The 26,200-nt window shown below is 40.6% G+C and carries 27 protein-coding genes and 1 tRNA gene; 16 read left to right on the top strand and 12 right to left on the bottom strand.

What is annotated here, in order from left to right:
- Positions 1-252: 252 nt before the first annotated feature.
- The 5 genes from QUB80_RS06935 to QUB80_RS06915 all read left to right on the top strand — a co-directional run bounded on the left by QUB80_RS06935 (position 253) and on the right by QUB80_RS06915 (position 4,341).
- A complete protein-coding gene (locus QUB80_RS06935) occupies positions 253-1,743 on the top strand; it encodes a catalase (RefSeq protein WP_289788774.1) in 1,491 nt (496 codons plus the stop codon).
- A 181-nt stretch (positions 1,744-1,924) separates the two neighbouring features.
- Complete coding sequence (locus tag QUB80_RS06930) at positions 1,925-2,515, top strand: thioredoxin family protein (protein WP_289788773.1); 591 nt, start codon at positions 1,925-1,927, stop codon at positions 2,513-2,515.
- A 411-nt stretch (positions 2,516-2,926) separates the two neighbouring features.
- Positions 2,927-3,232 carry an ArsR/SmtB family transcription factor gene (locus QUB80_RS06925; protein WP_289788772.1) on the top strand — a complete coding sequence of 102 codons (306 nt, stop codon included), beginning with the start codon at positions 2,927-2,929 and terminating at the stop codon, positions 3,230-3,232.
- Positions 3,233-3,368: 136 nt separating this feature from the next.
- Positions 3,369-3,584, top strand: a complete 216-nt coding sequence (locus QUB80_RS06920) for a hypothetical protein (RefSeq protein WP_289788771.1) — start codon at positions 3,369-3,371, stop codon at positions 3,582-3,584.
- Positions 3,585-3,963: 379 nt separating this feature from the next.
- On the top strand, positions 3,964-4,341 hold the full coding sequence (locus QUB80_RS06915) for a hypothetical protein (protein WP_289788770.1): 378 nt from the start codon (positions 3,964-3,966) through the stop codon (positions 4,339-4,341).
- Positions 4,342-4,406: 65 nt separating this feature from the next.
- On the opposite strand, the gene QUB80_RS06910 is transcribed toward QUB80_RS06915, so the two are convergent.
- Positions 4,407-4,532, bottom strand: coding sequence for a hypothetical protein (locus tag QUB80_RS06910; protein WP_289788769.1), 126 nt, complete (start codon positions 4,530-4,532; stop codon positions 4,407-4,409).
- A 27-nt stretch (positions 4,533-4,559) separates the two neighbouring features.
- Here QUB80_RS06910 and QUB80_RS06905 point away from each other — a divergent pair, with 27 nt between their 5' ends.
- The 3 genes from QUB80_RS06905 to QUB80_RS06895 all read left to right on the top strand — a co-directional run bounded on the left by QUB80_RS06905 (position 4,560) and on the right by QUB80_RS06895 (position 9,044).
- A complete protein-coding gene (locus QUB80_RS06905) occupies positions 4,560-6,662 on the top strand; it encodes a M3 family metallopeptidase (protein ID WP_289788768.1) in 2,103 nt (700 codons plus the stop codon).
- A gap of 377 nt (positions 6,663-7,039) precedes the next feature.
- The gene (locus QUB80_RS06900; protein WP_289788767.1) at positions 7,040-7,780 is read left to right on the top strand and encodes a DUF928 domain-containing protein; all 741 of its coding nucleotides are present in this window, start codon (positions 7,040-7,042) and stop codon (positions 7,778-7,780) included.
- Positions 7,781-8,192: 412 nt separating this feature from the next.
- A complete protein-coding gene (locus tag QUB80_RS06895; protein WP_289789093.1) occupies positions 8,193-9,044 on the top strand; it encodes a universal stress protein in 852 nt (283 codons plus the stop codon).
- A 251-nt stretch (positions 9,045-9,295) separates the two neighbouring features.
- Here QUB80_RS06895 and QUB80_RS06890 read toward each other — a convergent pair whose 3' ends face one another.
- Entirely contained in the window at positions 9,296-10,231 is a 936-nt protein-coding gene (locus QUB80_RS06890; RefSeq protein ID WP_289788766.1) for an ABC transporter permease, read from the bottom strand.
- Positions 10,232-11,032: 801 nt separating this feature from the next.
- Here QUB80_RS06890 and QUB80_RS06885 point away from each other — a divergent pair.
- Positions 11,033-11,251 carry a hypothetical protein gene (locus QUB80_RS06885; protein ID WP_289788765.1) on the top strand — a complete coding sequence of 73 codons (219 nt, stop codon included), beginning with the start codon at positions 11,033-11,035 and terminating at the stop codon, positions 11,249-11,251.
- 4 nt (positions 11,252-11,255) lie between these two features.
- On the opposite strand, the gene QUB80_RS06880 is transcribed toward QUB80_RS06885, so the two are convergent.
- Positions 11,256-12,455, bottom strand: a complete 1,200-nt coding sequence (locus tag QUB80_RS06880; RefSeq protein ID WP_289788764.1) for a helix-turn-helix domain-containing protein — start codon at positions 12,453-12,455, stop codon at positions 11,256-11,258.
- A 1,061-nt stretch (positions 12,456-13,516) separates the two neighbouring features.
- Between QUB80_RS06880 and QUB80_RS06875 the strand changes: the two genes are divergently transcribed.
- A complete protein-coding gene (locus QUB80_RS06875) occupies positions 13,517-13,678 on the top strand; it encodes a hypothetical protein (RefSeq protein ID WP_289788763.1) in 162 nt (53 codons plus the stop codon).
- A 79-nt stretch (positions 13,679-13,757) separates the two neighbouring features.
- On the opposite strand, the gene QUB80_RS06870 is transcribed toward QUB80_RS06875, so the two are convergent.
- From QUB80_RS06870 to QUB80_RS06855, 4 genes are all read right to left on the bottom strand, one after another.
- Positions 13,758-13,831, bottom strand: a tRNA-Pro gene (locus QUB80_RS06870).
- 48 nt (positions 13,832-13,879) lie between these two features.
- Entirely contained in the window at positions 13,880-14,245 is a 366-nt protein-coding gene (locus QUB80_RS06865; protein WP_289788762.1) for a DUF1818 family protein, read from the bottom strand.
- Positions 14,246-14,321: 76 nt separating this feature from the next.
- Positions 14,322-14,831 (bottom strand): hypothetical protein, encoded by a 510-nt coding sequence (locus QUB80_RS06860; RefSeq protein ID WP_502875283.1) that lies wholly within the window; start codon positions 14,829-14,831, stop codon positions 14,322-14,324.
- Positions 14,832-14,884: 53 nt separating this feature from the next.
- On the bottom strand, positions 14,885-15,121 hold the full coding sequence (locus QUB80_RS06855; RefSeq protein WP_289788760.1) for a DNA-directed RNA polymerase subunit omega: 237 nt from the start codon (positions 15,119-15,121) through the stop codon (positions 14,885-14,887).
- A 230-nt stretch (positions 15,122-15,351) separates the two neighbouring features.
- Here QUB80_RS06855 and QUB80_RS06850 point away from each other — a divergent pair, with 230 nt between their 5' ends.
- Together QUB80_RS06850 and QUB80_RS06845 are read left to right on the top strand one after the other, a co-directional pair.
- Positions 15,352-15,522, top strand: coding sequence for a hypothetical protein (locus tag QUB80_RS06850; RefSeq protein WP_289788759.1), 171 nt, complete (start codon positions 15,352-15,354; stop codon positions 15,520-15,522).
- Positions 15,523-15,752: 230 nt separating this feature from the next.
- A complete protein-coding gene (locus tag QUB80_RS06845; protein ID WP_289788758.1) occupies positions 15,753-16,172 on the top strand; it encodes a fasciclin domain-containing protein in 420 nt (139 codons plus the stop codon).
- A 15-nt stretch (positions 16,173-16,187) separates the two neighbouring features.
- Here QUB80_RS06845 and QUB80_RS06840 read toward each other — a convergent pair whose 3' ends face one another.
- Positions 16,188-17,651: a glycoside hydrolase family 13 protein gene (locus tag QUB80_RS06840; RefSeq protein ID WP_289788757.1), complete on the bottom strand. Its 1,464-nt coding sequence runs from the start codon at positions 17,649-17,651 to the stop codon at positions 16,188-16,190.
- Between the two features lie 570 nt (positions 17,652-18,221).
- Here QUB80_RS06840 and QUB80_RS06835 point away from each other — a divergent pair.
- Positions 18,222-19,982 (top strand): WD40 repeat domain-containing protein, encoded by a 1,761-nt coding sequence (locus QUB80_RS06835; protein ID WP_289788756.1) that lies wholly within the window; start codon positions 18,222-18,224, stop codon positions 19,980-19,982.
- Between the two features lie 103 nt (positions 19,983-20,085).
- Here QUB80_RS06835 and QUB80_RS06830 read toward each other — a convergent pair whose 3' ends face one another.
- Positions 20,086-20,718 (bottom strand): PEP-CTERM sorting domain-containing protein, encoded by a 633-nt coding sequence (locus QUB80_RS06830; RefSeq protein WP_289788755.1) that lies wholly within the window; start codon positions 20,716-20,718, stop codon positions 20,086-20,088.
- 220 nt (positions 20,719-20,938) lie between these two features.
- On the opposite strand from QUB80_RS06830, the gene QUB80_RS06825 reads away from it, so the two are divergent.
- Entirely contained in the window at positions 20,939-21,094 is a 156-nt protein-coding gene (locus QUB80_RS06825; protein WP_289788754.1) for a hypothetical protein, read from the top strand.
- Positions 21,095-21,133: 39 nt separating this feature from the next.
- On the opposite strand, the gene ftsH is transcribed toward QUB80_RS06825, so the two are convergent.
- Positions 21,134-23,071, bottom strand: a complete 1,938-nt coding sequence (gene ftsH, locus QUB80_RS06820; RefSeq protein WP_289788753.1) for an ATP-dependent zinc metalloprotease FtsH — start codon at positions 23,069-23,071, stop codon at positions 21,134-21,136.
- 98 nt (positions 23,072-23,169) lie between these two features.
- Positions 23,170-23,838, bottom strand: a complete 669-nt coding sequence (locus QUB80_RS06815; protein WP_289788752.1) for a DUF1614 domain-containing protein — start codon at positions 23,836-23,838, stop codon at positions 23,170-23,172.
- 153 nt (positions 23,839-23,991) lie between these two features.
- Here QUB80_RS06815 and QUB80_RS06810 point away from each other — a divergent pair, with 153 nt between their 5' ends.
- Together QUB80_RS06810 and QUB80_RS06805 are read left to right on the top strand one after the other, a co-directional pair.
- Complete coding sequence (locus tag QUB80_RS06810) at positions 23,992-24,183, top strand: hypothetical protein (protein WP_289788751.1); 192 nt, start codon at positions 23,992-23,994, stop codon at positions 24,181-24,183.
- 91 nt (positions 24,184-24,274) lie between these two features.
- A complete protein-coding gene (locus QUB80_RS06805) occupies positions 24,275-25,447 on the top strand; it encodes an AI-2E family transporter (protein WP_289788750.1) in 1,173 nt (390 codons plus the stop codon).
- 4 nt (positions 25,448-25,451) lie between these two features.
- Here QUB80_RS06805 and QUB80_RS06800 read toward each other — a convergent pair whose 3' ends face one another.
- Entirely contained in the window at positions 25,452-26,168 is a 717-nt protein-coding gene (locus QUB80_RS06800; protein ID WP_289788749.1) for an SDR family NAD(P)-dependent oxidoreductase, read from the bottom strand.
- Positions 26,169-26,200: the final 32 nt, after the last annotated feature.

The following is a 26,200-nucleotide window of genomic DNA, read 5'->3' as shown; positions in this document are numbered from 1 at the left end:
CATATTGTTTTGCGCCACATCTGTTGAGGACGTACATACTAATTACGCTGGCTCATTCTCAAGAATTGAGTAAATATTAAAATTTGTTACAATCTCTGCTAAAACCCTACTAATCCATAGTCGTTTTGACTACGTTATAGAAACAAAGTCATAACGACTATGAATAAATTGACTGTTTATGAGTTCAAGCGCGAACTACCGAACAGATAAATATTGCAACGTTTTATTAAACTTATGGAGAAATTGCCCACTATGGCTGATCCCAAAACATTGACAACCGCCGATGGTATTCCAGTTGCAGATAACCAGAACTCTTTAACAGCAGGTGATCGTGGCCCTGTGTTAATGCAGGATTTTCATTTAATGGAGAAGTTAGCTCACTTCAACCGAGAACGAATTCCTGAGCGTGTTGTGCATGCGAAAGGAGCCGCCGCATTTGGCACATTCACCGTTACTCACGACATTACTCGCTACAGTAAAGCCAAAGTTTTTTCAGAAATTGGCAAGCAAACCCCAGTTCTTCTCAGGTTCTCTACGGTAGGAGGCGAAAAAGGTTCAGCCGATGCTGAACGCGATCCCAGAGGCTTTGCAGTCAAATTCTATACAGAAGAAGGTAACTGGGATTTGACAGGTAATAATACACCAGTCTTCTTTATCCGCGATCCGCTCAAATTCCCTGATTTTATCCACACGCAAAAGCGCAATCCGCAGACAAATTGTAAAGATGCCAACGCCATGTGGGATTTTTGGTCACTTAGCCCAGAGTCTCTACATCAGGTTACAATTCTATTTTCCGATCGCGGCACTCCTAAAACCCATCGGCACATGAACGGTTATGGCAGCCATACATTCAGCTTGATTAATGCCCAAGGAGAACGGGTGTGGTGCAAATTCCATTTCAAAACCATCCAAGGCATTGAAAACTTTACAGCAGAAGAAGCAATTCGAGTTAAGGGTGAGGATCCCGATCATGCCACCCGTGATTTATTTGAGGCGATCAAGCAAGGAAACTATCCGCGTTGGCGAGTCTGCATTCAGGTAATGACACAAGAACAGGCGGCACGGCATCAAGATAATCCCTTTGACTTGACAAAAGTTTGGAAGCATTCAGAATATCCCTTGATTGACGTAGGTATTCTCGAACTCAATCGCAATCCTCAAAACTACTTTGCCGAAGTTGAGCAGGCGGCGTTTTCTCCTTCTAACGTCGTTCCCGGCATCAGCTTCTCTCCCGATAAGGTATTGCAAGCTCGGATTATGTCCTATCCCGATGCTCACCGCTATCGGATCGGTGCCAACTATCAGCAATTACCTGTCAATCAGCCAAAATGTCCGGTAATGCACTACCAGCGTGATGGTGCGATGGTATTGGGTAACAACGGCGGCAATGCACCCAACTATGAACCCAACAGTTATGAGAACGCACCGAAGCAAAATTGTGCTTATGCAGAGCCAGCTTTGGATTTAGGCAATGTCAAAGTCGATCGCTACGATCACCGTGCCGGAAATGACGATTACACCCAAGCAGGAGATCTCTATCGGCTGATGACACCCGATCAACAGGAGCGTCTGATCCAGAACATTGTAGGCAGTTTAAGTCAGGCGCGACACGATCTGCAAATGCGTCAACTTTGCCATTTCTTCCGGGCAGATGTGAATTACGGTAGTCGCGTGGCAGAAGGTTTAGGAATAGCGATCGATCCATCTATGTTTCCCAAGTCTGCCCAACCCGTTGCTCGGTAAGAGGGGATAGGGAAGATGGGGGAGATAGGGAAGATGGGGAAGAATTTACTCTTACACTTCCTCAACTCCTGTCTCCTTGTCCTCTTCTTACCTGGCAGCAGTCAAAAAACACAAGGCCATTACCTAACAAAAGTACTAGAGTTAAAGATAACAGTGCTTAATATGTTTTAATAAACCTGTTATGAGTACGGATTCACCTGTGAATTCTCCAATCAAGCCGGAATCTTCTTTTGGAGTGCGCCTGAGAAATTTTTTAATTGCAGTTGTGGCGATCGCCCTTAGTGTTGCCCTTGTTTTGGGATTGAAAAGCGAAACTAGCTCAGTTTCCCTGACTAGTTTAGATGAACAATCTACACCATTAGAAGTAGCTTTGACCAATGGCAAGCCATCGTTAGTGGAATTTTATGCTAATTGGTGTACTGTTTGCCAGAAAATGGCACCTGACATCGCTCAACTAGAACAGCAATATGCAGACAAAGTTAATTTTGTTATGCTCAATGTGGATAACACCAAATGGCTGCCAGAAATGTTGAAATATCGGGTAGATGGTATTCCCCATTTTGTATATTTGAGCCAGAAAGGAGAATCTGTTGCACAGGCGATCGGCGATCAACCCCGCACAGTTATGGCAAGTAATTTAGAAGCCTTAGTTGCTAATTCACCCTTACCCTATGCTCAAGCTAGTGGGGAAGTTTCTAAAGTTTCAGCATCAGTAGCACCAGCAGGTAGCAAAGACGATCCGCGCAGTCATGGTAGTCAAGTAGCAGATTGAATTTATAGTGGGGGCATTGTAATAGCGTCTCCTGACTATAAAATTTATCTAAAACACACGAGAGAGCCAGAGGCTCTATATTCTCGTTACCAGGTTGAACCTGGTAACGAGATTACCCTGTTGTTAAGAGGGCAAATTTTCTCTCCCCAGCTTTTTAAGCTTACAGATTGGTCGCATACTTGCTAACCTAGTAAAACTAATAGCTAGAGGTTAATGTATTTTTAATTACGAAAATACTGTCAGTGTAAATAGAACAGAAAGACTAATTTCATCATAATTACAAAAAATCTCTCCTTTTAAGGAATTTTACAAGAAACAGTATGTTAATTCCCTACATTTATTTTGATTTAGGCTAATTACACTACCAATAGTAGTCTTGAAACATCGAATTTATTCGATATAATTAGCCTTATGGATACGAAAGATACTGATATATTTAAAGTTCTTGCTAACGAAACTAGGCTACAAATCTTGCATTGGTTGAAAGAACCTGAAGCAAACTTTCCTCCTCAAGATGTAGATCCTAGTACAGTTGGTGTTTGCGTTAGTAGTATTCAAAAGAAAACTGGCTTGGCTCAATCTACTGTGTCTCATTATTTGTCTATGCTGGAGGCTACAGGGCTGATTATATCTACACGCCAAGGACAGTGTACCTATTATCGTCGTAATGAAGAAGCTTTCTCTGAGTTTGTCACTCATGTGGCTACAGAGTTATAGTATAGATAGAGATAAATTCTCCTCTTCATCAATTCTTTTTATCTAATATCGAAATTATTCGATATTTCTAATAGTCAAAATACTGTTATGGTGTAGGAGCGACAGACAAGCGACAGTGTAGATGAGGGAGAGCAGGATGCTAGCAAGTTATTTAGTGTTGTTGTTTATCGGCTTGGGTGCTATCTGGCTAGGACTCAAAGTACGTGAGGAAGTCTATCGCATTGCAGTTGTATTTAGCGGAGTAATGCTGTTAATAATGGGATTCGTGTTGTCTCCATCTGTTGTGCAATTTTGTGTTGTGCTAGTTTTGCTGGGGCTGCATAAACTATATACTCCGCAGCCGAAATTTTAGATATTTGGAACTAAACCATCAAATTGTTGAGTTTTAACAGGATAGATTATTAGCGCAACTTACAATCGAACTGTAGTAGATCGGCGACATAGCGATCGCGCTCTTGCTAATTAATGGTTATGGAAGCAGTTCTAAATTATTTGTGAAAAAAATTTGTGAAAAAAAAGATTCCCAAGCTCCCTAACTTCTAAAAGAAGTCGGGGATCTGTATGTTGAAAAATAGGATTGCCATATATATCGTCAGGCTGATGTGCGCTTTTAATAAAAGCTAAATACTGATATCGTAACTTGCAAAAAAATTTTCTGTGAATTACGTTCTCGGCATAATTAGCATGAGAAACATTCCCAGACATCTACTAATACAGAAGGTTTCATCTCGATGAATCGAGTAATAACTTGGATAGAAGGTATTCACTTACGCCAGATAGTTACTGTTTTGCTAGTAACTATTGCATTTTTATTTAGTACAGCATTTGGCAATTCTTATCAACACTCTGCTCAGGCGAAAGCGCTAACACCAGAAGCACAACAATATCATTCTGAAGGTGGCGAAGAATTTCAAAAAGCAGTAAAGGATACTCAAGAATCTGGTAAAAATATCTTAGAAAGCGCTAAAGAGAATATCATTGAAAAACTTAATCTTAATGAACCGATTCCTCCAGCGACTAAAGAGTTTTTCCAGGATGTAAAAGAAAATACTCAACAAGCAGTTAAGAACCCACAAGTAGTTATCCAAGGTTCTCAAAATCAACAATAAAAAATTAGCTTTTAAAAGCGAAATTTAAGTACAAACTGTTCAAATTAACCCACAGCTTAGTAAAGTTAGGCTGTGGGCTTTGTAAATAACTGTATGAGTACGGGTATTTTGACATTGGCTACAGAGAAACCCCCAATAGTAGATGCGATCGCTACATTAGAAAATAGAGAAAGATAAATCACTGATCGCATTTAATTTTAGGGTACTCAGAATAAATCATGAGTGAAAAAGCTACTATTTTAGATAATCCGTTGCTTCAAGGCTCTGGTTTGCCTGCATTTGCAGACATTAAACCAGAACAGGTGGTGCCAGCATTCAACCAGCTGCTAACAGAATTAGATCAAGAACTTACCAAATTAGAGTCTAAAGTACAGCCGACTTGGAACGATTTAGTAGAACCTCTAGAAAAAATTACCGAACGTCTCAGTTGGAGTTGGGGTGTAGTCAGCCATTTGATGGGGGTAAAAAATAGCCCAGAACTCAGAGAAGCTTATGAAACCGTACAACCGCAGGTAATACAGTTTTCTAACAAGTTGAGTCAAAGTCAACCCATATATAATGCTTTTAAAGCACTGCGCAACAGTAATAGTTGGGATAATTTAGACTCTGCCCAAAAGCGGATTGTGGAAGCTGCGATTCGAGATGCAGAACTTTCTGGAGTTGGTTTGCAAGGTGAGGCAAAAGAGCGTTTCAATGCCATTCAAATGGAGTTGGCTGAACTCTCCACTAAGTTTTCTAACCATGTCCTAGATGCAACAAAAGCTTTTGGCTTGACGTTAACAACTCAAGAAGAAGTTGACGGTTTGCCCCCCAGTTTACTTAGTTTAGCAGCACAAGCAGCACGAGATGCGGGAGCAGAAGATGCAACTTTAGAAAATGGGCCTTGGCGCATTACTTTAGACTTCCCCAGTTATGTTCCTTTTATGCAGTCTAGTACTCGTCGTGACTTGCGCGAAGTGCTTTACAAAGCCTACATGACTCGTGCTTCGTCTGGAGAGTTAGATAATAATCCAATCATTGAGCGCGTTTTAAAGTTACGTCAAGAACTAGCAGAGCTACTTGGCTATAAGACTTATGCAGAAGTTAGTTTAGCGAGTAAAATGGCTCCCAATGTAGAGGCTGTAGAAAAACTACTGGAAGAATTGCGCCAAGCTAGTTACGATGCAGCAATGCAGGAATTAGAAGATTTGAAAGCCTTTGCAGCTTCTAAAGGTGCAGCAGAAGCTAATGATTTAAAGCATTGGGATTTTAGCTTTTGGGCAGAACGCCAACGAGAAGAAAAATTCGCCTTCACACAAGAAGAACTACGTCCCTACTTTCCTCTACCCCAAGTGCTAGATGGTTTATTTGGATTGGTGAAGCGCATATTCAGTGTGACAGTCACACCTGCTGATGGGAAAGCGCCCGTTTGGCATGAGGATGTCCGTTATTTCCAAATAGCTGATGAGGCAGGTAATCCCATCGCTTACTTTTACCTAGATCCTTACAGTCGCCCCGCCGAAAAGCGTGGTGGTGCATGGATGGATACCTGTATTAATCGGGGTAAATTCACAGAAAATGGTTCGGCGAAGACTCGCTTACCCGTAGCGTATTTGGTATGCAACCAAACACCCCCAGTTGATGGCAAACCAAGCTTAATGACTTTTACGGAAGTAGAAACTTTATTCCATGAATTCGGCCACGGTTTGCATCATATGCTAACTAAGGTAGATTATGCTGGAGCCGCAGGTATTAATAATGTCGAATGGGATGCTGTAGAATTGCCTAGTCAGTTCATGGAGAATTGGTGTTATGATCGCCCGACTTTGTTTGGCATGGCTAAACATTACGAAACTGGCGAAACCTTACCAGAACACTATTACCAAAAGCTACTAGCGGCAAAGAATTATATGAGTGGCAGTGGGATTCTCAGACAACTGCACTTTAGCCTCCTTGATATCGAACTGCACCACCGCTATCGCCCTGGTGGAAATGAAACACCCAAAGATGTACGCGATCGCATTGCCAAGACAACTACTGTCATCCCACCGTTACCAGAAGATTCTTTCTTATGCGCTTTTGGACATATTTTTGCGGGAGGATACGCAGCAGGTTACTATAGCTATAAATGGGCAGAAGTCCTTAGTGCAGATGCGTTTGCTGCTTTTGAAGAGGCAGGTTTAGAAGACGAGCAAGCCGTAAAAGTTACAGGTAAACTTTATCGTGATACAGTTTTGGCTCTCGGTGGTAGTCAGCACCCAATGGAAATATTTAAGTCTTTCCGGGGGCGTGAACCAAGTACAGAACCATTACTCAGGCATAATGGTTTAGCTGCTGCCTAAGACAACAAATTTATCAGCATATGATGGGTAAAGCTTGCGCTCTACTCATCCTACAAATGATAAAAACAACAAAGAAGGCGCTATAACTAGCGCCTTATTACCGTGATTAGATGAATTCATAAGGTAAGGAACAAACTTAGATACTCACCTTATTTATTCAGGGATAGTTTCTGCGTGAACAATAACATGGATAAGAATAATACAAAAGTACATTAAATAGTCTCTTAAGGTTTGAATGTCAGGGAACTATTTTTTCCTAACCAGGTGTCTGGTTTGTAAGGAACACAAGCAAAATAATATTTTTTGACGTGTATCGCCCAAATTTTTTGAAAGTTTGTTTATCTTTGCTTCTGCATATATTCCCTTGGGGCTTACCCTTGGAGGCTATTGCACAGAAAACCTCCAATTCCCAACTACCAAGCAAAACAAAACAAACAGGTAATCGTAGCAACAAAAGTGGTAACCTCCAAGTTAAGATACCTGTGAAGAAACTACCAGCACGCCGGGAAGCTGGGAGTACACGTAGAGGTAGCTGTATTTCTGGCGATCCGGCACTTTTGGCTTTACTGTTGCCAGCAACTAATTTGGGATTGACAAGTGCTGCTTATCCTCGTTTTTTTTGGTACTCACCTAAAAATACAGCCCTACAGACAAAGTTTTCCTTATATAAGATAGATGAGCGATCGCGCCAGCAAACCCTCCTGTACAACACAACCTTCAAACCCAGTACTGAAGCAGGCGTAACTAGTTTAGCCCTACCTAATCAAGGTAAGACTCCACCCTTGGAAATTAATCAAACTTATTATTGGACTGTATCAATTATTTGTGATCTAACAGATTCTTCACCTCGCTCTGTTATTTCTGTAGATGGTTGGATACAACGAGTCGCCCTCACTCAAAATGTAACTAATCAATTGCAGCAATTGAACCCTAAAGAGCGTATTTCTATCTATGCCGAACAAGGTCTTTGGTTTGATACACTATCAACCGTAGCAGAACTACGCGCCTGCAACCCCTCTGACAAGAATTTATCGAACCTCTGGATCAATCTGTTACAACAAGCCGAGTTAGTAGAACTTGCCCAACAACCTTTGCAGCAAGAATGTTCTCGCCCGTGAGAGGTTATTACTTACAATAGGTAAACTCCTAATAGCATATTGAAAATTTGTCAATAAACAAAAATAGATTTTATCTATTTTTTCTGTCTTTCTTTGCAATACTTAACTTAGCTTTAATTAAAAATAGTAAACATAGATTAAAACTAATAAAATTCATCATCATTCATTAAGTTAATCGTGCAATATTAAGAGTAAGCTGAATAAATGAAGCCTAGTTGAAAATTATTCGTCACTAGGTATAAACAAAAATAACATTTGTCAATATTTAGCAGTGTATAGTCAAAAGCATTAAATTCGCATTCTATTGACTATTTACTGTTGAGAGTTGATAGTGTTATTCAGCAAGGCGGTGAAAGTTAAGCCAATTACAAGAGATTGCAAACCAAAGCTACGTGAGCAACAAGGCGTAACGATGATCAACAATATTTTGCTAGCTGTCTCTGGGCTGGGACATGCGGAAGAGATGCTGAAAACTTTGAAGGAAATACCATCAATTCAACGAGCAAAAGTCACAGTTTTGCACGTTGTTCCGCCACAAAGCACCGCCGGAGCTATGACAGCTAAGTGGGAAGAAGGTGGCAAAGTATTGGCTAATGCCATTCAAACTTTGAATTTAGATCCCAGTCAAGTCTCTTCAATATTGCGGCAAGGCGAACCCAAAGATGTAGTTTGTCAAGTAGCAGAGGAAATGGATGCAGACTTAATTATCATGGGTTCTCGTGGACTCAAACGACTGCAATCTATTTTAGCAAATTCTGTCAGTCAGTATGTTTTTCAATTATCTTCTCGCCCCATGTTGCTGGTAAAAGATGACATTTATGTCAAAAAAATTAACCGCATTATGGTAGCGATGGATAATTCTGACGCATCAAAACAGTGCTTGAATTTGGCATTATTTTTAATTAGAGATATCAAGGGAGGAGAATTAATTCTGTCCCATGTAATCACAGATTTAGGAGGTGAATCTGCTACATCAACTCAGATTAATCCCGAACAACATCCTGTTTTAGCAGGCGCTGTTGCAGAAGTTAAAAAACAAGGTGTACAACCTCGTTGCGTGCTGAGTATGGGTAAGCCGGGTGAAAAAATTTGTCGCTTGGCAGAGGAGTTAAATGTGGATCTATTACTAATTGGTTCTCCAGATCGTCGTCCTTCAATTGCTAAAAGTTTTGTTGATTTAGATCGACTTTTAGGCTCTTCTTTGTCTGACTACGTGAGAATCAATGCTACTTGCCCAGTTTTATTAGCACGAACTACGGGCTAAAGTTAGAATTTTATAATTCATCAAGTCGTAGCAGAACTCTGACAAACCCTTTATAAACGTTTAAGAATAAGGGTTAAGACGGGGCATCATCGCCCCGTTTGGATATCTGCAATCGGCAATTATTAAAATTTGGCATTGCTGATTTCATGGTGTGAAAATGATTTTGCTTAATGCCAAAATCTTTAGTAGAGACACGATATATCACATCTGGGCATCTGAATTTATAGTACGATTTGGTAACATCTAAAATTTTATTTACTTGCTCTATTGTCTCGAAAATACGGTACTCCTAACGCTGCTGGGGGCGTTAATTTACCAGCTAATCCCAATAGGGCGAGTAAGGCGATCGCATAAGGTAACATCACCAAAAACTGATAAGGTATATTCGCGCCCAAGGCTTGAATCCGCAATTGTAAAGCTTCGGTGGCACCAAACAGCAAACACGCTAAAGTACTGCCAAGGGGATGCCACTTACCAAAAATTAAAGCTGCTATGGCAATAAATCCTTTACCAGCACTCATGCCCTCAGCAAAATATCTGACTTGAACTAAGCTTAAATAAGCACCCCCTAAACTAGCAAGACATCCACTCATCACTACAGCCAAATAACGTACGCGCTGTACAGATACTCCCGCAGTATCAGCAGCCTTAGGGTATTCTCCTACCGCTCTTAAGATTAAACCAAAGCTAGTCTTAAATAAAAGATAAGTAGTAAAAATAACTAAAATTAAAAGAAAATATACAAGAATATCTTGTTGGAATAATAAAGAACCAATGAGCGGAAGATTGGCAAGACTAGGAATAATGATCGGCTCAATTCCTGGTAAACGCTGTGTACTACTACCGTGAAATACTAGCCGCGCCAAAAAAGATGTGAATCCAACTACTACCAAATTAATCGCCAAACCAGATACTAATTGATTCACGTATAAACTAATGCATAAAAAAGCGTGGATCAGTCCGACGAATCCACCAGCTACTAATGCTGCAAATACCCCAATCCAAACATTTCCAGTGTAAAAAGTTGCAACTGAACTGCTAAAGGCACCAGTTAGCAACATACCTTCCAAAGCAATATTTAGCACTCCCGAACGTTCCGAGTATAGTCCTCCTAAAGCAGCGTATGCCAAAGGTACAGCGAGGCGCAAACTGGCAACGAGGTAATCTGAGAAAAAATCACTTGTCATTTTTTGTTAGGGTGGGTTGAGTAAATAGGCGATCGCCTCCAATAGAGATATCATTGACAAAACCCATCCGTATAGTATCTAGCAGTGATCTCTTGCAAGGTAAAGATTTTTAATCAATTAAATAATACAATTAATACAGGGCCTACGCACGGGTGTATGGAATAATAAACCGCAGAGAATGCAGAAGAAAGAGGATTTTAGAGAAATTTTACGTAAGTCCTATAATATTTTGCACTTTTTTCAACGTAATTTATCAACACAAATTATTAAAATTAAATCTATTTTGCTCTTAGCCAAATTTGAGAGTTTGAGACCAAAATTAAAAATAGATTTTTATTAACATAAAGATAAGAAGATTACAAAGCTAAATTGAAATACCTTGTAATCTCCTAGCCCCAGAATACTTGTCTGAATCAAATCTAAAGCTTATTAGAAAGTAAACTACATTCTATATATAATACTCTTCTATCTAAAGAAATAAATTAGTTTTACATAAGAGTGTGATAGTTAATACACTTTTGTTAAAACACAACATTGTCAATATAAATATCCATACTTTTTGTTTGTATAAAAAGTTGGCAGCAAAATAATACTATTTAATCAATGAAATATCTGGCGACAAAGCAGTAATTTAAGATAGCTTTACAGCTATTAAGCAAGGATTTGTATTGACATATACATCTTTATTTCATACTAAATAAACTTTTGATAGAAAACTAATCTATTCTTGAGTTAGAAGATAGTAAAAATATCATTAATTAATTTAGTTATTAATTACAGAGTTAAGAATGGAAATTAACAATGAATAAAAATCAGCAGCTAACACCACCGAAATTTACTATCCATCAGTTTGTTTATTTTATTGGAGGTGTTGGCACAATTTTAGATTTTCAAGTTGATGCCAACACCTGGAAATATGCCGTTGAAATGGAAAAAGGGCCAGAACCAGTTATGGGTAGAATTGGTAGTGAAACAACAATTTTCTTGCATGAAAGAGATATTCACGGAATAATTAGTTAATTAGCTAGTCTATATTTCTTAGAATTATGTATCTGTGAACATCAAAAGAAATTCTTCCTTGTTTTTTTAACTTGCACAGCAATCGTGTAATAGTTACTCGAGTAGTACAGCAAGCGTTGGCAAAATCTTCGTGAGTTAAGCGAACTTTAAGGCGGGTTCCCTGTACTACTGTTTCCCCTATTTCCTGTTTCAAAAGTTGCAAAAAACACTCTAATCTATCATGCACTTTTCTTAATCCAGAAATCACTAAAAAAGATTCTGTTTGCCGTAATCTCTGATTTATTTTAGGTAAAAGAGCATGGCTTAAACTTGGAGAAGCTATGATTTCAAACACTGAAATAGAGACTAATTCAGTATCCGAAAGTGCTGTGGCTTGGTAAGTGTTTAGAGAAGTCATGTAAGAGCCAAAAACCATTCCTGGAACAGCCAATCCTACTAGCACTTCTTCATTGGTTTCACAAAGCGTAGTTAGTTTTACTAAGCCTTGATGCACATACCAAATCGTCTGTGGATCTAAAGGGATAATTTCTCTTTTAGAATATTTATGTAGGGGGCGATCGCTACTAAAGTTGTAATCTTTTTTGTTTAATGCTAATTCCCCTCGTCGGGAGTCAGTTGTGTCTCGCAGTAGCCAACGTAAATTTTGGGGTTTCCCCTGCTGATTGTAAGTAACTGCTACTGTTAATGCTGCATTAAATAACTTGCCTCCCCGTTGTTGCAAGCCTATAATTAACTCTTGGCTTTTACGATGTTGGCTTAACTGGGTGAGTAAGTCACGAAAGCATTGACGCTGCTCTAAGGCAACAAAACTAATCATCAGTTTGCCAACTAGAAATCGCTTTTCAACATTCAGCAATTTAGTAGCAGTATAGTTAGCTTCTTGAATGCAGCCCTGGGCATCAGTTACCAAATAGCCGTCTGGTGCTTCCTCAAATAGCTCCTCGTAACGTTGGTACTGCTCTTCTAAAATTTCTTGTGTTTGTTCTAGTTGCTCATTTTGCTGGTACAGTTCCTCTATTGCATGATGCAGTTTTTGTGAGGCGGTACCAAGTTCGAGCAAAGCTTGCGGCACTGCATTAGCTGGTACAGGCATAGCAATAACATTTTCGTACAGTTGAGCTATACGCTGATCCATTGCTCGTGTTTTTTGAGCAAATTTGTCTATTTTTACTTTATTTACATCTTTTGTCTTATCTACATCCATTTTAGTTTTACCCAACTTGAAAATAAGGTAGAGAACAATAGGAAATTGGGATAGATACGGGGAAAGAGAACTAACAGACGCAGACTAGGAGTAAAAACGCGCTCCCCGTCTCTCTTCTCCTTGTCCTCTTCTATACACATTTCAGCAAGGGTTACTAATTGAACAAAAAGTTAACTGCCTAATACAGTTTCGTGTAAACCGTAGCTTTTTAAAAGCATAAAAGCACTATGCATCTTTACACTTCTATAACTTGAGTGAAAAAATCTTAGTGTTTAACAACATCTAAAATCGATGGAAAATGACTAAAATCACCCTCTTTTGCTGCTAAATGCTAATCAATTCATCTTTAGACAAGTTTTTTAATTGGCACAGATGCTTACTTGTATGCAACCGCAGAACCTGAGATATGCTCCCAAAAGTGTCATAAACTCTTCCGGCATTTTTGTTTAATCAATGCATAAATGTTTACAATAGTAAATTGTATACATTTATACAATTATTTATTACTGCTTTTATTAGAAGATAGCTACTGTTATCTACTCCTAGCTTCTTCTATAGGAATAAATATACATATACCATACGAACTGGTTTGATGTTAATTGAGATTGTAACCAGAATTACAAAAATCATTGTATGTAATCAAGGACAAGTATTTAGGCATATACAGCCCATCTCATCTAGATGAAGTACATTGCTCCACCTACCCTATCGGATACACCCCTTTCATCCCCCTTAGCAAGGCAGATGAAAGGGTGTACTCTATTAACTTGCAATCCGCTGTATTTGAAAAACGAGCAATAGTTCGAGTTTATAAGTTTATGCCGATCGCTTTCCGAGTATTGTTAAGAATATTTGCGTTATGTAATGTTGATGGATGCTCTTTAAATCTATGCTGACAAAGACGCAGAGCATAGTTGCTCGTCATATTTTGTGAAGTGTAGTGGCAATCCTGGTTGAAGTTTATATGAATTACACTCAGCCATTACTACAGTCACGTTGCAAGCGGGAACAATAAAATCGCAAAGGAAGCACGAAACCCAAAAGGTAAAGGCAATATAGAAATGTTAACAACCAGAGAGTATCAGATACTGTACGCAGTCATGGAGTTTTGTAACGAAACAGGTGATTTGCGAGAACGATTACTCGGTTTATATGGGTTTAATGTTACTCAGCAAGAACTAAATGAATTGAAGGATAAAGTGATGCAGTTAGCAACGGGGTAAGGATACATCTACTATTCTTCGTATTCTTTGCTGGCAGGCTCAACTTGCTATTATTTAAGCGTTTCTAAATGCTTATAAATCGGAGCGGCGGGATTTGAACCCACGACCTCCACTACCCCAAAGTGGCGCGCTACCAAGCTGCGCTACGCCCCGACAACCTTTATATACTAACACAAACTTTAAAATAAAAATATAGTTCAACTAAAAAACCTGAAGCATTCCAGCAGCTTGCACTAAACCTGGAATAGCACAAGCACTCCATTTACCTTCTACACAACGACCTGTATTTACAATCAAGCGAAGGCTATAGTCATAAGGATAACCTTCTGCCTCCATCCAAAGTAAATCGCTTTCGGCTTCACAGGCAATTTTTTCTTCATCCATTAATTCAGACGAAAGTTGCTGCATTGTGTCTGCTAACTGTAACAATAATCGGCAAAAATCATCTAATTCTGCTTCTGTTAACTCGATCGCCCAATCATCTGTACCTACTAAACCTTTAAATTCAGGTGCAGATGGACTCCAACCAATACGCCAACCAGATCCACTTTTAATTACACGTTCCATAATTAGGGGCTAGAGGCTAGAGGCTAGGGGCTAGAGGCTAGAAATAAAAAATTTCCTAGTCCCTAATCCCTAATCCCTAGTCCCTATCATTAAAAACATTGACTAACGCTTGTACTAGGGCATTTCGCTGCTGACGATTGAGGCGACGGATGGCAGCGCGATCGCCTGCAAATGGGTTTTGACGCAGTATATCATGACCTGGATATAGTGTTTCATACATAACTTCATTCGCATCCAGGTAATCAGCTAAAGTTAATTTCCAATCGAGTCGATAATTTGGTGGGCGCCCCTTAACATAAATGTGATAGCGGATCATGCGACTAACTAAGGTGTTGTTTGCAGCAACTTTTCCTGTTTCTTGGCTAGTATAATTATTTTCCTTTGGTAAATCTGGCAACTGCTTATATACTTGTTGCCAAACTTCGCTAGGATTGACTCTCTGAGCGTAAGCAGGTTTGGCAAAGAACAAACTAGTGTATGTTAATCCTGTTTTACTAAAACCCAAAATCAATACACTCAAAACTAATATTATTTCTGCCCCCTTTTTAAGGAGGAGTACAGAGAGTATCTGCCAAGACTTAAGCATAAGCTGCAATAACGATAATTTTTTGCTCATTCTACTTGGCAAATAGTATTTCCTTATACTTCGCCTATAATTTCTGGTTGAGTTAGTTCGTCTGACATTTCAATAATTGCCCTCAACACCGGCTTCATCATTACATCATCGTTATTGTCAAAGTCTTCGTAACGCCGACGTTTTGCACGATTTGCCACCTGAACCGTAATGCGGTAGCGATTTGAGGCTGCACTAATCAGATCCTCAGCGCGGTGCATAATTTGGGTTTGGGTAGTCTCGAACTTAGAACGCTTTAGCATATTTACTGGTTCTTGGGGTCATTTTTAGTTTAGCAGGATAATAGTTAGTAGATAGTGGTTATTGAATAGTGCTAAGTGGCAACAACCAATTACTGTACGGGCGAGTTTTAACAATATATTTCTCTAACAAAGACAAAATATTTAAATAAACCCGCACGGCAGTCGCTACAACCGGGGGAACTCGACGCCAGGTGCGACAACGCGCTGCCTCCCCTACTAACCATTGACTAATGACTAACTACTATAGCGTTTCCCAAGCAAATAAAGTACACCCCACTCGCGAAGACAGTGCACCCTCACGCCAGGTGACGCCAGTCGCTACAACGCGCTTAACCCGCAAGGGCGCGCTGGCTCCTTTATGCCGGGGAACCCTTTCGCCAGTCGCTACAAGTCGGCACTAGACGCGTTCGCCGTCAGGCGTTGCGTTAGCTAGCGGCTTCCCGGAGGGTAGCCGCCCAACGCGCTGGCTCACCACCGCACTGGCTCCCCTTAGCAAGGGGAGGGTTGGGGAGGGGTCATTTCGTACCTCACCAGAGTGGGAAAGGCTATATCTCTTGATAGAGGTTGTTTAGCTGTTGATAAATTTATAAGGGGTTTGTAGCACTACCTGAAAATAAAGTTACAAAATATTATGGCTGACATTGTGGAAACTGCTGTCAATGCTGGTTCTTTCAAAACCCTGTTAAAAGCTGTTGACATTTCTGGACTTACGGAAACTATTAAAAGTCCTGGCCCATATACAATATTCGCACCTACTGATGATGCCTTTGCTAATTTATCCCAGGAAACATTAGATTCTCTGCTGCAAAACACTGAGAAATTAAAGAGAATTGTTGCCTATCATATTGCCTTTGGAGATGTTAGATCTGATGATTTAGCACAAATTGACGAAGCAGAGACTGTTGAGGGATCAGTTATAGCTATTGAGTCTGCTAACGGCAAAAGTAAAGTAAATGACGCCAATATTATCAAGACTGATATCCTAGCTGATAATGGCGTCATTCATGTAATTGATGTGGTGTTAATGCCTGCAATCTTGGCTGGACACTGACTTTAAGATCAAAAATTACCCTACACCCAAAATGCAGCCAGTACGTGGAGGTAAATTTAAACTCAGATGCTTATTTTCTCCCTCACCGTACCACTCTATATCAGCATTACCATATAAGAGCTTTTGGGGTTGGGTATGCAAACTAGTTGTATCAATATTCGCTTTTGCTGAACCAGTACCAGCGTTAACGGCTATAACTATTACCTCTGTATCTAAAGTGCGGGCAAATATGTAAAGCTCTCCTTGGGCATACAGAACTTGGTAATCACCGATGCGCAAGCATGGGTAAGCATGGCGCAGAGCAATTAACTGGCGATGGGTATTAAGAATTTCTCGATCCCAACTGGCTTCTAAAGGAAAGCCACGACGCGAATCTGGATCAAGACAACCAGGTAAACCCACTTCATCGCCATAATAAATACTGGGCGCACCAGTAAATGTAAGTAGCAATAAAGTTGCTAGTTCCACACTAGGAATATCGCCCCCAGCAATAGAAATCAATCTAGCAGTATCGTGGCTGGCGAGCAAATTTAATTGGGTGAGTTGAATTTCCCAAGGGTAAAGTTGCAGTAATTGCTGTATTTTGGCAGCATACTCGGCAGCAAACAAAGGTGGGTAGGGATGATAGGAACGCCCTTGTACTTGTTCGATATCTACGCGATCGCCTGCGGTAAAAGCGATCGTTGGCGCAGCAAATAAATAATTCATCACCCCATCAAATTGTGTGCCATCCAACCATTGCCGAGAATCGCCCCAAACCTCACCGACAATATAGGCATCAGGGTTGATCGCTTTGACGCGATCGCGAAATTCCTGCCAAAACCCAGGAGATTTAATTTCAAATGGTACATCTAAACGCCAACCATCGATGCCAAATTTAATCCAAAATTCGGCAATTTCCATGATATATTCCCGCACTTCTGGGTTGTCATGATTAAACACTGGTAACGCTCGATTTCCATCCCAACCCACATAGTTAGCAGGAAATTCCCCATTATAAGGACAAAGAGGCCAGTTTTCAATTTTGAACCAGTCTACCCAAGGCGAATAAGGGCCATTTTCCAAAATATCGTGAAAAAAGAAAAAGCCACGACTAGCGTGATTAAACACTCCATCTAAAACAATTTTGATATTGCGGGCATGGGCTGCATCTAGCAATTCTTTAAATGCTGGATTGCCCCCCAGCATGGGATCGACTTGATAATAATCGTGAGTGTGGTAGCGGTGATTGCTGGCAGATTGAAAGATGGGTGTAAAATAAATGGCATTGATTCCCAAATCCTGAATGTAATCTAACTGTTCAAGCACGCCCCACAAATCTCCTCCCTTATAGCCTTGGAGTGTGGGCATAGCATCCCAATCTTCCCAACTGGCATTAGGCAACACTCGCTTGCGGGATTGTTTGCTTTTGGCAAAGCGATCGGGAAATATTTGATAGAAAACAGCGTGTTTAACCCAGTCTGGCGTATGAATCTGCATCAATTGTTCCTGGTTCCTAATCTATCCATCGCGATCGTTGCAGATAGTTGGTTATTTGTGTCTCACACTTGTGGTAGAAAATTTTGTTAATAGTCATTGGTTATTGGTCATTAGTCATTTGTTAGTAGTTCTCCCCATCTCCCCTGCCCTTTGTCTCCCCCTCCCCTTTTACTCTTTTTGGAAGAACTGCTTACCTAGAAACAGTATTTTTGTCCCCAAGTTCGTTAGAATGAACTGCCATCTCTAAATTCTTCTTGCGGCAAACCTTGTACAGTAACCATATTTGACTGTATCTGGTGAATACCCCCCAGTCTCAGGCACGATGGTTATGTTACCTTGGCTTCTGGTATTACTGAGCGCTTGTTCACTCAATATCAAAACTTGAGTGATGTCTCGGTATAGCCTAAGGTAGGTGTGCAATAATTTGCCCCAAAAATATACTTCACGCCCTCTTTGCTCATACCGCAAGGTTGGACAAAGATTTTCGGATGATGACAGTCTAACCCTTACTGGCTGCGCCACAACCAATCGCTAACGCGATATAGTTGCAGTACCCTTGCGAGGTTTTCGATGGATTGGACTAGCTTACTCAAAGCTCAACAAGCTGATTTCCTTCTCCGGGTGAAAAAACCAAAGACTCATGATGTATGTTTATTAGAAAGTCAAGTTAAAGGTTGCCATACTGAAATAATGGCTTTTTGGGGCGAAATGCTGGAAAAGTTACTGGCAGTTGCTCGCCAACAAGCAGAAATTTTGGCTAAAAATCCGCCTCCAATTCCACCTGAATATCCTGAATTTCCTGAGTGGGCTATCCCCTTTCCAACATACTTTCAGCAGCAAGCAGAAGATTATATTTTACGAGAGCAGATTGTCGAACAAGTCATCAATCAGCGCCTGGGTAAAATTGTCAAAAAAGTGCCACAGGATACAGTTAAAAATATGCTGTTAGATGATGAAGGCAATTTGCGTAGTGAAAGCAAATTTCCTTACGTAGTTGCTGATAATCCCAAAGTCAATATTTTAGTTTGTGTCGCGGATGGAGAAAGTTTTAATGGTATTAAGAAAGATAAAATTAGATGGTCTGTTACTCAAGAGGATGCTAAAAAATACCGATTATTGATTTTTATATGTTTGTTCTATCCGTTTAGTGGCAAAAGAGGATACGAAAAACAAGCTATAGTTATCGGCTTCTTACCTACAAATCAAATTGAATTTAATGAGCCAAAAATTTCTGTCACTCCCAGTAACTTATTATATGCAGGAGGATTGAATTGGTATTTAGAAACAGGAATTAACAAACTGGATGTACCACCAGTTATTGATGAAATTGTGGTGCCAGAAAAAACTCAGACTGTGCCATCAGAACATCCCCTTAAAAACATCATTGGAGACTGGGAATGCTGGCAAACATTGAAAGGTCATACTAGAGGTATTAACTGCCTTGCTTTCAGCCCAGAGAGTCAAAACCACGAAAATTTACCTTTGGTAGCAAGTGGTAGTCGTGGAGAGACAAAATTATGGGATTTGGCGAGGGGAGAATTGGTATGCACTTTATCTGAGTATCCTTGGATTTTATCGAGTTTAGTGGATGAGGTAAACGCTCTCGCTTTCAGCCCCGATGGGCAAACTTTAGTAAGTGCAGGTGCAGATTCTACAATCAAAATGTGGCACGTAGGCGCGCAAGACTTGATAGATATCTTGCATAAGCACAATGGTATGGTGCGCTGCGTAGCCTTTACCCCCGATGGACGGGTATTAGCAACTGGAGGAGATGACAGAAAAATTTTATTTTGGGATTTGCTCCATCGCCAGGTGATGTTTGCCCTTTCTTTAGATGATACTGCCGCTCATTCTTTGGCTTTAAGTCAAGATGGTCAAATTTTAGTTACAGGCAGTTACCGCAAAATTAAAATTTGGCAAGTATCTCAACAAATAGGCGGTAAACCTCCTATCCCTGAACTATTGCACAGTCTTACAGGTCATATTCATATTGTTTGTTCTTTAGCAATGAGTGCAGATGGTAAAATTCTTGTTAGTGGCAGTCGAGATAAAACTATTAAGATTTGGCGCTTAGATACAGGAGAATTATTACATACCCTGAAGGGACATAGGGATGGAGTGTACGCTATTGCCCTCAGCCCTGATGGGCAAACGATCGCTAGTGGCAGTGCCGACAAAACCATTAAGTTGTGGCATCTGTCAACCGGAGAACTACTAGGTACTTTTACAGGGCATACTCACACAGTTACAGCAGTAGCATTTACTGCTTCTGGGGAAATGTTGGTGAGCGGAAGTTTGGATAAGACAATTAAAATTTGGCAGCGTAGTTAAGGATTTTTAATGGGATTTGGTGATTTGTAGAGACACGATTGATCACGTCTCTACATTGCTGCCACGATCGCAGTTTTGTCTGAGCTAAAAAGTATTGGTTTATTTATTCTTCTAAGTTTGAAATAGCTTGAGATTTCTTCCTTTTCAGAACGATACCAATACTACCAGCGAGCAAAGTACCAGCAATAGTCAAAGGCTCAGGTACTGGTTCGCTGTATTGAAGAGAAATGTTGTATCCCAGTGGTTCTGTTGAAGGATCAGATGCAAAAGAAGCTACAGCAATTGTATACAATCCAGAATTTGGCAATGTAAAGGTTGCTTCTGAGTCACCCCAAAGCCCAGCAGGAATAGCTGGTGGTAGATCGTCATCTCCAATAGCGATTAGTGGAGTGGTAGCACCATCTGCGAAGATATCAGTGTAGTCAGAAGTATCTGCTTCAGTACCAAACCATACACCAAAAGCTGGATCCAGTGCCGCTACAGCTCTTCTCACTGTTACAGTCGCAATATCACCTGCATTGCCAGAGAAACTCCAGAATTTCCACTCTGAAGGATTTCCAGTATTGTCTCCACCTGGAACTACTCCAGTCTGGGTGCTGCCAAAAGAAAGATTTCCTTCAAATGTGACAGCAGCAGCTTGTACAGAATTAATTGCTCCTAAAGCGATCGCTGTTGTTGTTACAGCTAGTATGGAAAATTTCTTCACAATTGCAGTAGTAGGGTTTAATAGCTTCATTAGACAAAGTACTCCTGTTGCTGATTTTTTTGGGTAAACAAAGTCAACTGCCCAGCAATGTTATAATTATTTTCTGTAATTTATGTCAACCTAATCTCAGTATTCTTACTTAAATAAGATATTAGGGTTCTCCAAGGTTATACAGCCTGTTTACAAAAACTTGACACTAAATAATATTTTTTTTATATCTTTGGATAGATGAAAATACAAAAGATTTATAGTGTATATCGCTAGTAGGGAATTTGCAATTAAAAAAGCGATCGCCCCCGGTGAAAGAGCGATCGCTTTTTTCAATTCAATTTTTAACGCTCAGAGTAATCCAGTAATCTGTTTCATTATTTATGAAGGGGTTCGTAGTAAGCAATTTATCGCTTAATTTCAAGCGGCTAAAGCCCTAACTACGAACTTTCATAACTTACACCAACAATGTTTGCATCAAAGGCTTATCTTCCGATATCTTACCTGTCCGTAACCATTCTTGGAGTTCAGCAGGTGATTTGGCTTGGTTGAGTTTTTCCCGCAGTTGTACGCCTTCAAGAATTTCCTTTTGCAACAATTCTTGTGCAGTTTCCTCTAACAAGTCCCGGTTTTCATGGAGAATCGTTAAGGCAATGTGGTGAGCATTATCAACTATTTGCTTCACCTCGCGGTCAATTTCCTCAGCCACTTTTGGACTGATTGCCCGACGCGGATTGCCATAGCCTTCGAGGAATTGTTGTTGAATCTTCTCAAATGCTACTGGCCCTAGTTGCTCACTCATACCGTAAAGAGTAATATAGCGTTCTGCCAAGTCTGTAGCTTTTTGGATATCATCACTAGCACCAGTGGAAACTTTACCAAAAACAACTTCTTCTGCGGAACGTCCACCCAACAGGGTAGCAATGCGACCACGAATTTCATCTTCTATCATCAAGAAGCGGTCTTCTTCAGGCATCTGAATAGTATAACCCAAAGCACCCACGCCCCTCGGCACAACAGAGATTTTTTCAACTTTACCAGCACCAGGCATCAAAGCACCAATGATGGCGTGACCAACTTCATGATAGGCGACAGTCTTTTTCTCTATCTCATTCAAGACGCGAGAGCGTTTTTCTAAGCCAGCAACAACGCGCTCAATCGCTTCGTTGAAATCTGCCATTGCCACTGCTTGCCGATTTTGCCGTGCTGCTAAGAGTGCAGCTTCATTGACAAGGTTAGCTAAGTCTGCTCCAGCAAAACCAGGTGTGCGGGCGGCAATAATTCCCAAATCGACATCATCAGCTAATTTGACGTTGCGAGCATGAACTTTAAGAATTGCCTCCCGACCGATTTTATCAGGGCGATCCACCACAACTTGACGGTCAAAGCGTCCAGGGCGGCGCAAAGCTGGATCAAGAATTTCTGGACGGTTGGTAGCAGCAATGATAATTACACCTGTGTTGGCATCAAAGCCGTCCATTTCGGTGAGCAACTGGTTGAGAGTTTGTTCTCGTTCATCGTTACCACCCATCATCGGGCCTGCACCACCACGAGATTTACCCAGTGCGTCTAATTCATCAATAAAGACGATACAGGGAGCTTGTTGTTTAGCTTGCTCAAACAAGTCACGAACACGGGCTGCACCTACACCCACGAACAGTTCGATAAATTCTGAACCAGAGATGCTAAAGAAAGGAACACCAGCTTCCCCGGCAATAGCTTTTGCTAATAGGGTTTTACCTGTTCCCGGAGGCCCCACTAAAAGTACACCTTTGGGAATTTTCGCACCCAAGCGGGTGTATTTAGCAGCATTTTTGAGAAAATCAACAATTTCTTCAAGTTCAGCCTTAGCTTCGTCTACACCAGCTACATCAGTAAACTTGACACCAGTGCTGCCTTCAGAGTAAATTCGAGCTTTACTTTTACCTACAGTTAACGCCGCAGGGCCACCACCGCCCCGGTTAAGTAAAAATCCCCAAATGCCGAAGAAAATCAGGGGTGGTACAACCCAGCTTAAAAGAGTAGCAATCCAGCCATTTTGGCTTGGTGGTGGTGCAGCAAATTTGACATTATGATCGCGAAGAATCTTGGGTAAATCTAGGTCAATGGCTACTGGTGTAGTCTGGAAAACTTGTTCTGTTGGTTGGCCATCGGGTGTTTGAGTTTTGATAGAATACTCAATGCGATCGCTACCTACAACTGCCCGATCAACTTTGCCTGCTTCTACCTGTGCGATAAAGTCACTGTAGGGAGCTTGTGGCAACCTCGGCCCAAAAAAGCTAGGAACAATAAAGTTAAGTAGTAACAACAAAGTAAAAAGAATCAGCAAACTGCCACCAAACTGGCGTATCCTCGGTGGTTTGATTTGATTTTTGTTATTAGTTTCTACAGGCATTTTTTATTCATTCTCCGATTGCAAAGTTTTTATTTTTGGTTAGTAGATAGTAGGTAGTAGGTTATACTCAGTTACTTAGTACTAACCACTAACAACTATTAACTCAATAACAGGGCAAATAAACCACACAAAGCAATCCCATCAAACACTCCAGCGCCTCCAATACTTAACACTCCCGAACTTTTTGCTTGAATATCCTTAAGGTGTAATAAGTCAGCTCCAATCAAGGTTCCAAGAATACCACCAGCAAAGGCAACTGGAGCAGCATGGGATGGGGCAAGTATCATGGCAGATACCACGGCAGTGAGGGGAGCCAACAACGGATTCATTTGAATACCTATTCCCGGTACTACCCGTGCTGCATAGTAGCTAACAATTGTGACAATGGCAGTGACTAACAAAATTGCCAGGACATTACCTTGCCTAAATTGATATAGCGCCAACAGTACTGGAATCAACCCACCGCCAACATTTAAAGCAACAACAGTAGAACGTTGCACTTTCCTTAAGGGGATACCCCAAAATTCCCTTAACCATAAATCAACAAAATCATCTGCTACGGCAACGGAAGACTCAGTGCGGTATATGGGTATATTGATAGTGCTGCCTAAAATCACCAATATCAGTAATGTAAAAGCAATACTGGGAGAAAATCCCAACTTAGCTACTGCAATTTCTACTATGTCTACTGCTACAACAAACCAAAGAAAAGGTATGAGCAGCAACAACAAAAGAAATAACAGCAGTGAAACCGGCAAATAAATCATGACGGTGTACAAGCAGGAATTCGATTGCCGAAGTTCAGATGACGAAATTCGCTCTAAGCTTCTGTTTTAATCAACTTGAGTTTATTGTAAAGATTATTGTTACAATTCATTTTCGTATCTACCCCCCTAGAAAATAGGAATTGCCGTACTCTGATGGAAAATCAGCTTAGATTTATATTGAAAGTATTTTTACTCTCTGCCGTAATTTCGGTTTTGATTAAGTATGCGGGGCCTTATTTACCAATTGCGCAAACGGAAAAAAATGCTTTGATTATAGTATTGTTGCCAACTATATTTATGGCGATCGCCTTACTATGGCGATTCCAAACACACAAACAAACCTAAGGCTATATCCTCGTTGCCAAAATTGCTAGAATTCAGCTAATTTAGCTTAGTCACAAAAAATTGCAGTTTGTCAACTGCCGGGAGTTAGGGAGTGAATCTAGGTCAATGGATTGGCTTAATCGCCTTAGTCTTGTCACTGTATATTTTATGGCAAATCCGCGAAGTACTTTTACTGATATTTGCTGCTGTTGTATTAGCTACTACCTTAAATCGCCTATCTAGACGCTTCCAAAGCTCAGGAATGAGTCGAGGTTTTGCTATATCGCTATCTGTAGGTATTTTTATTGCTGCGATCGTCGGATTTTTCTGGCTGATTGTACCGCCCTTTGCCCAGCAGTTTAATGAACTTACTTATCGAGTTCCTAAAGGCTTTCAACTATTCAATACCTGGCTTAATCAACTCGAAACTCGCATTCCTGTTCAATTAACTCCATACATACCAGATATAAATAGCCTCACCAAACAAGCAGAACCTTTGATTAATCGTTTACTGGGAAGCTCTTTTGCTATTGTTTCTGGTTCTTTGGAAGTAGTACTCAAAATTTTGCTGGTACTGGTGTTAACAGGAATGTTCTTAGCTGATCCCATTGCCTACCGCAAATTATTTATACGTTTATTTCCTTCATTTTATCGCCGCCGGGTAGATGGGATTTTGGATCGTTGCGAGGTTTCACTGGGGGGATGGGTGATAGGTGCTGCTATTGCCATGACTTACGTGGGAATTATGAGTATGATTGGCTTGTTCATTTTGCGTGTACCCTCAGCCTTAGCATTAGGAGTCTTAGCAGGGTTTATGAACTTAATTCCCAATCTTGGCCCTACTATTAGCGTAGTACCCGCAATGGCGATCGCACTTTTAGATGCTCCCTGGAAGTCGCTTGTTGTATTAGGTCTTTACTTTATTATTCAACAGACGGAGGGTAATTTTCTCACACCCATCGTCATGGCACATCAAGTATCGCTGCTACCTGCTGTAACATTAATCTCTCAACTATTTTTTCTCAGTTTCTTCGGCCCGTTAGGATTATTACTAGCACTACCCCTAACAGTTGTGGCTAAAATTTGGGTGCAAGAAGTATTAGCTAAAGATGTTTTAGATCAATGGGGTAACAAGCCTTCTAGAGAGACTGAGTTTGTCATCGTTTCTGAAAAATCACTAAAACGTGAGTCTGAAGCAGAACTAGATGGATTTGTAGTAGAAAGTACAATGGATGGGCAAGATAAACCTATGATTGATGATGAGATTGCAAAAACTGAGGATTAGCACTCTAAAATTTTTCTACAGCAGGCCGCAAATCTAATTCTAAAGTCCAAACTGTCTGATCTTGCTTATAGAGTTGCCAGTAAGTTTCAGCTATAGCTTTTGGTGAAAGTAGGGTATGTGCTTGTCGTTCTATTGCCATTGCCCGCACTTTTGAAGTGTTAATCATGCCATCAATGACAATATGGGCAACATGAATACCTTGGCAACTAAATTCCCGTGCCAGCGACTGGGCTAATGCCCGTAACCCAAACTTACCCACAGCTAAAGCAGAAAAACGAGCAGAACCTCTTGTGGCAGCAGTCGCACCTGTAAGTAAGATAGTACCTCTGCCTCGTTCTAGCATTGCTGGTAAAACCTGCTGAACTGTCAGAAATGCACCAAAACAGTTTACTTTCCAACAATTCTCAAATTGCTCTGGTGTCAGTTCCATAATTCCAGCCATTTTAAAAGCACCAGCGTTGTAGACTAGGACTTCTGGTGCGTCGAAATATGATTCTACCTCAGCAAAGGCTACTTTGACAGATACAGGATCGGTAACATCACAAGGAACAGCCAAAGCTTTACCACCAGCGACTTCAATGTCATTTTGAAATTCAGCCAGCTTGTCTGCACTTCTTGCCATTAATCCCACAGCAAAATCTTCACGGGCAAATCGGTGAGCAATGGCAGCACCTAAACCAGAGCCAACGCCAACAATTACAGCGACTTTTGCTTCACTCATGACAGAAAAGCTCTTAAGAGGCAACATTCCTA

Source organism: Chlorogloeopsis sp. ULAP01 (genome assembly GCF_030381805.1).
In the GTDB taxonomy this organism is placed as follows: Bacteria; Cyanobacteriota; Cyanobacteriia; order Cyanobacteriales; family Nostocaceae; genus Chlorogloeopsis.
Note: the sequence above shows the minus strand (reverse complement) of the source record. Positions and strands in the feature narration are given on the sequence as shown.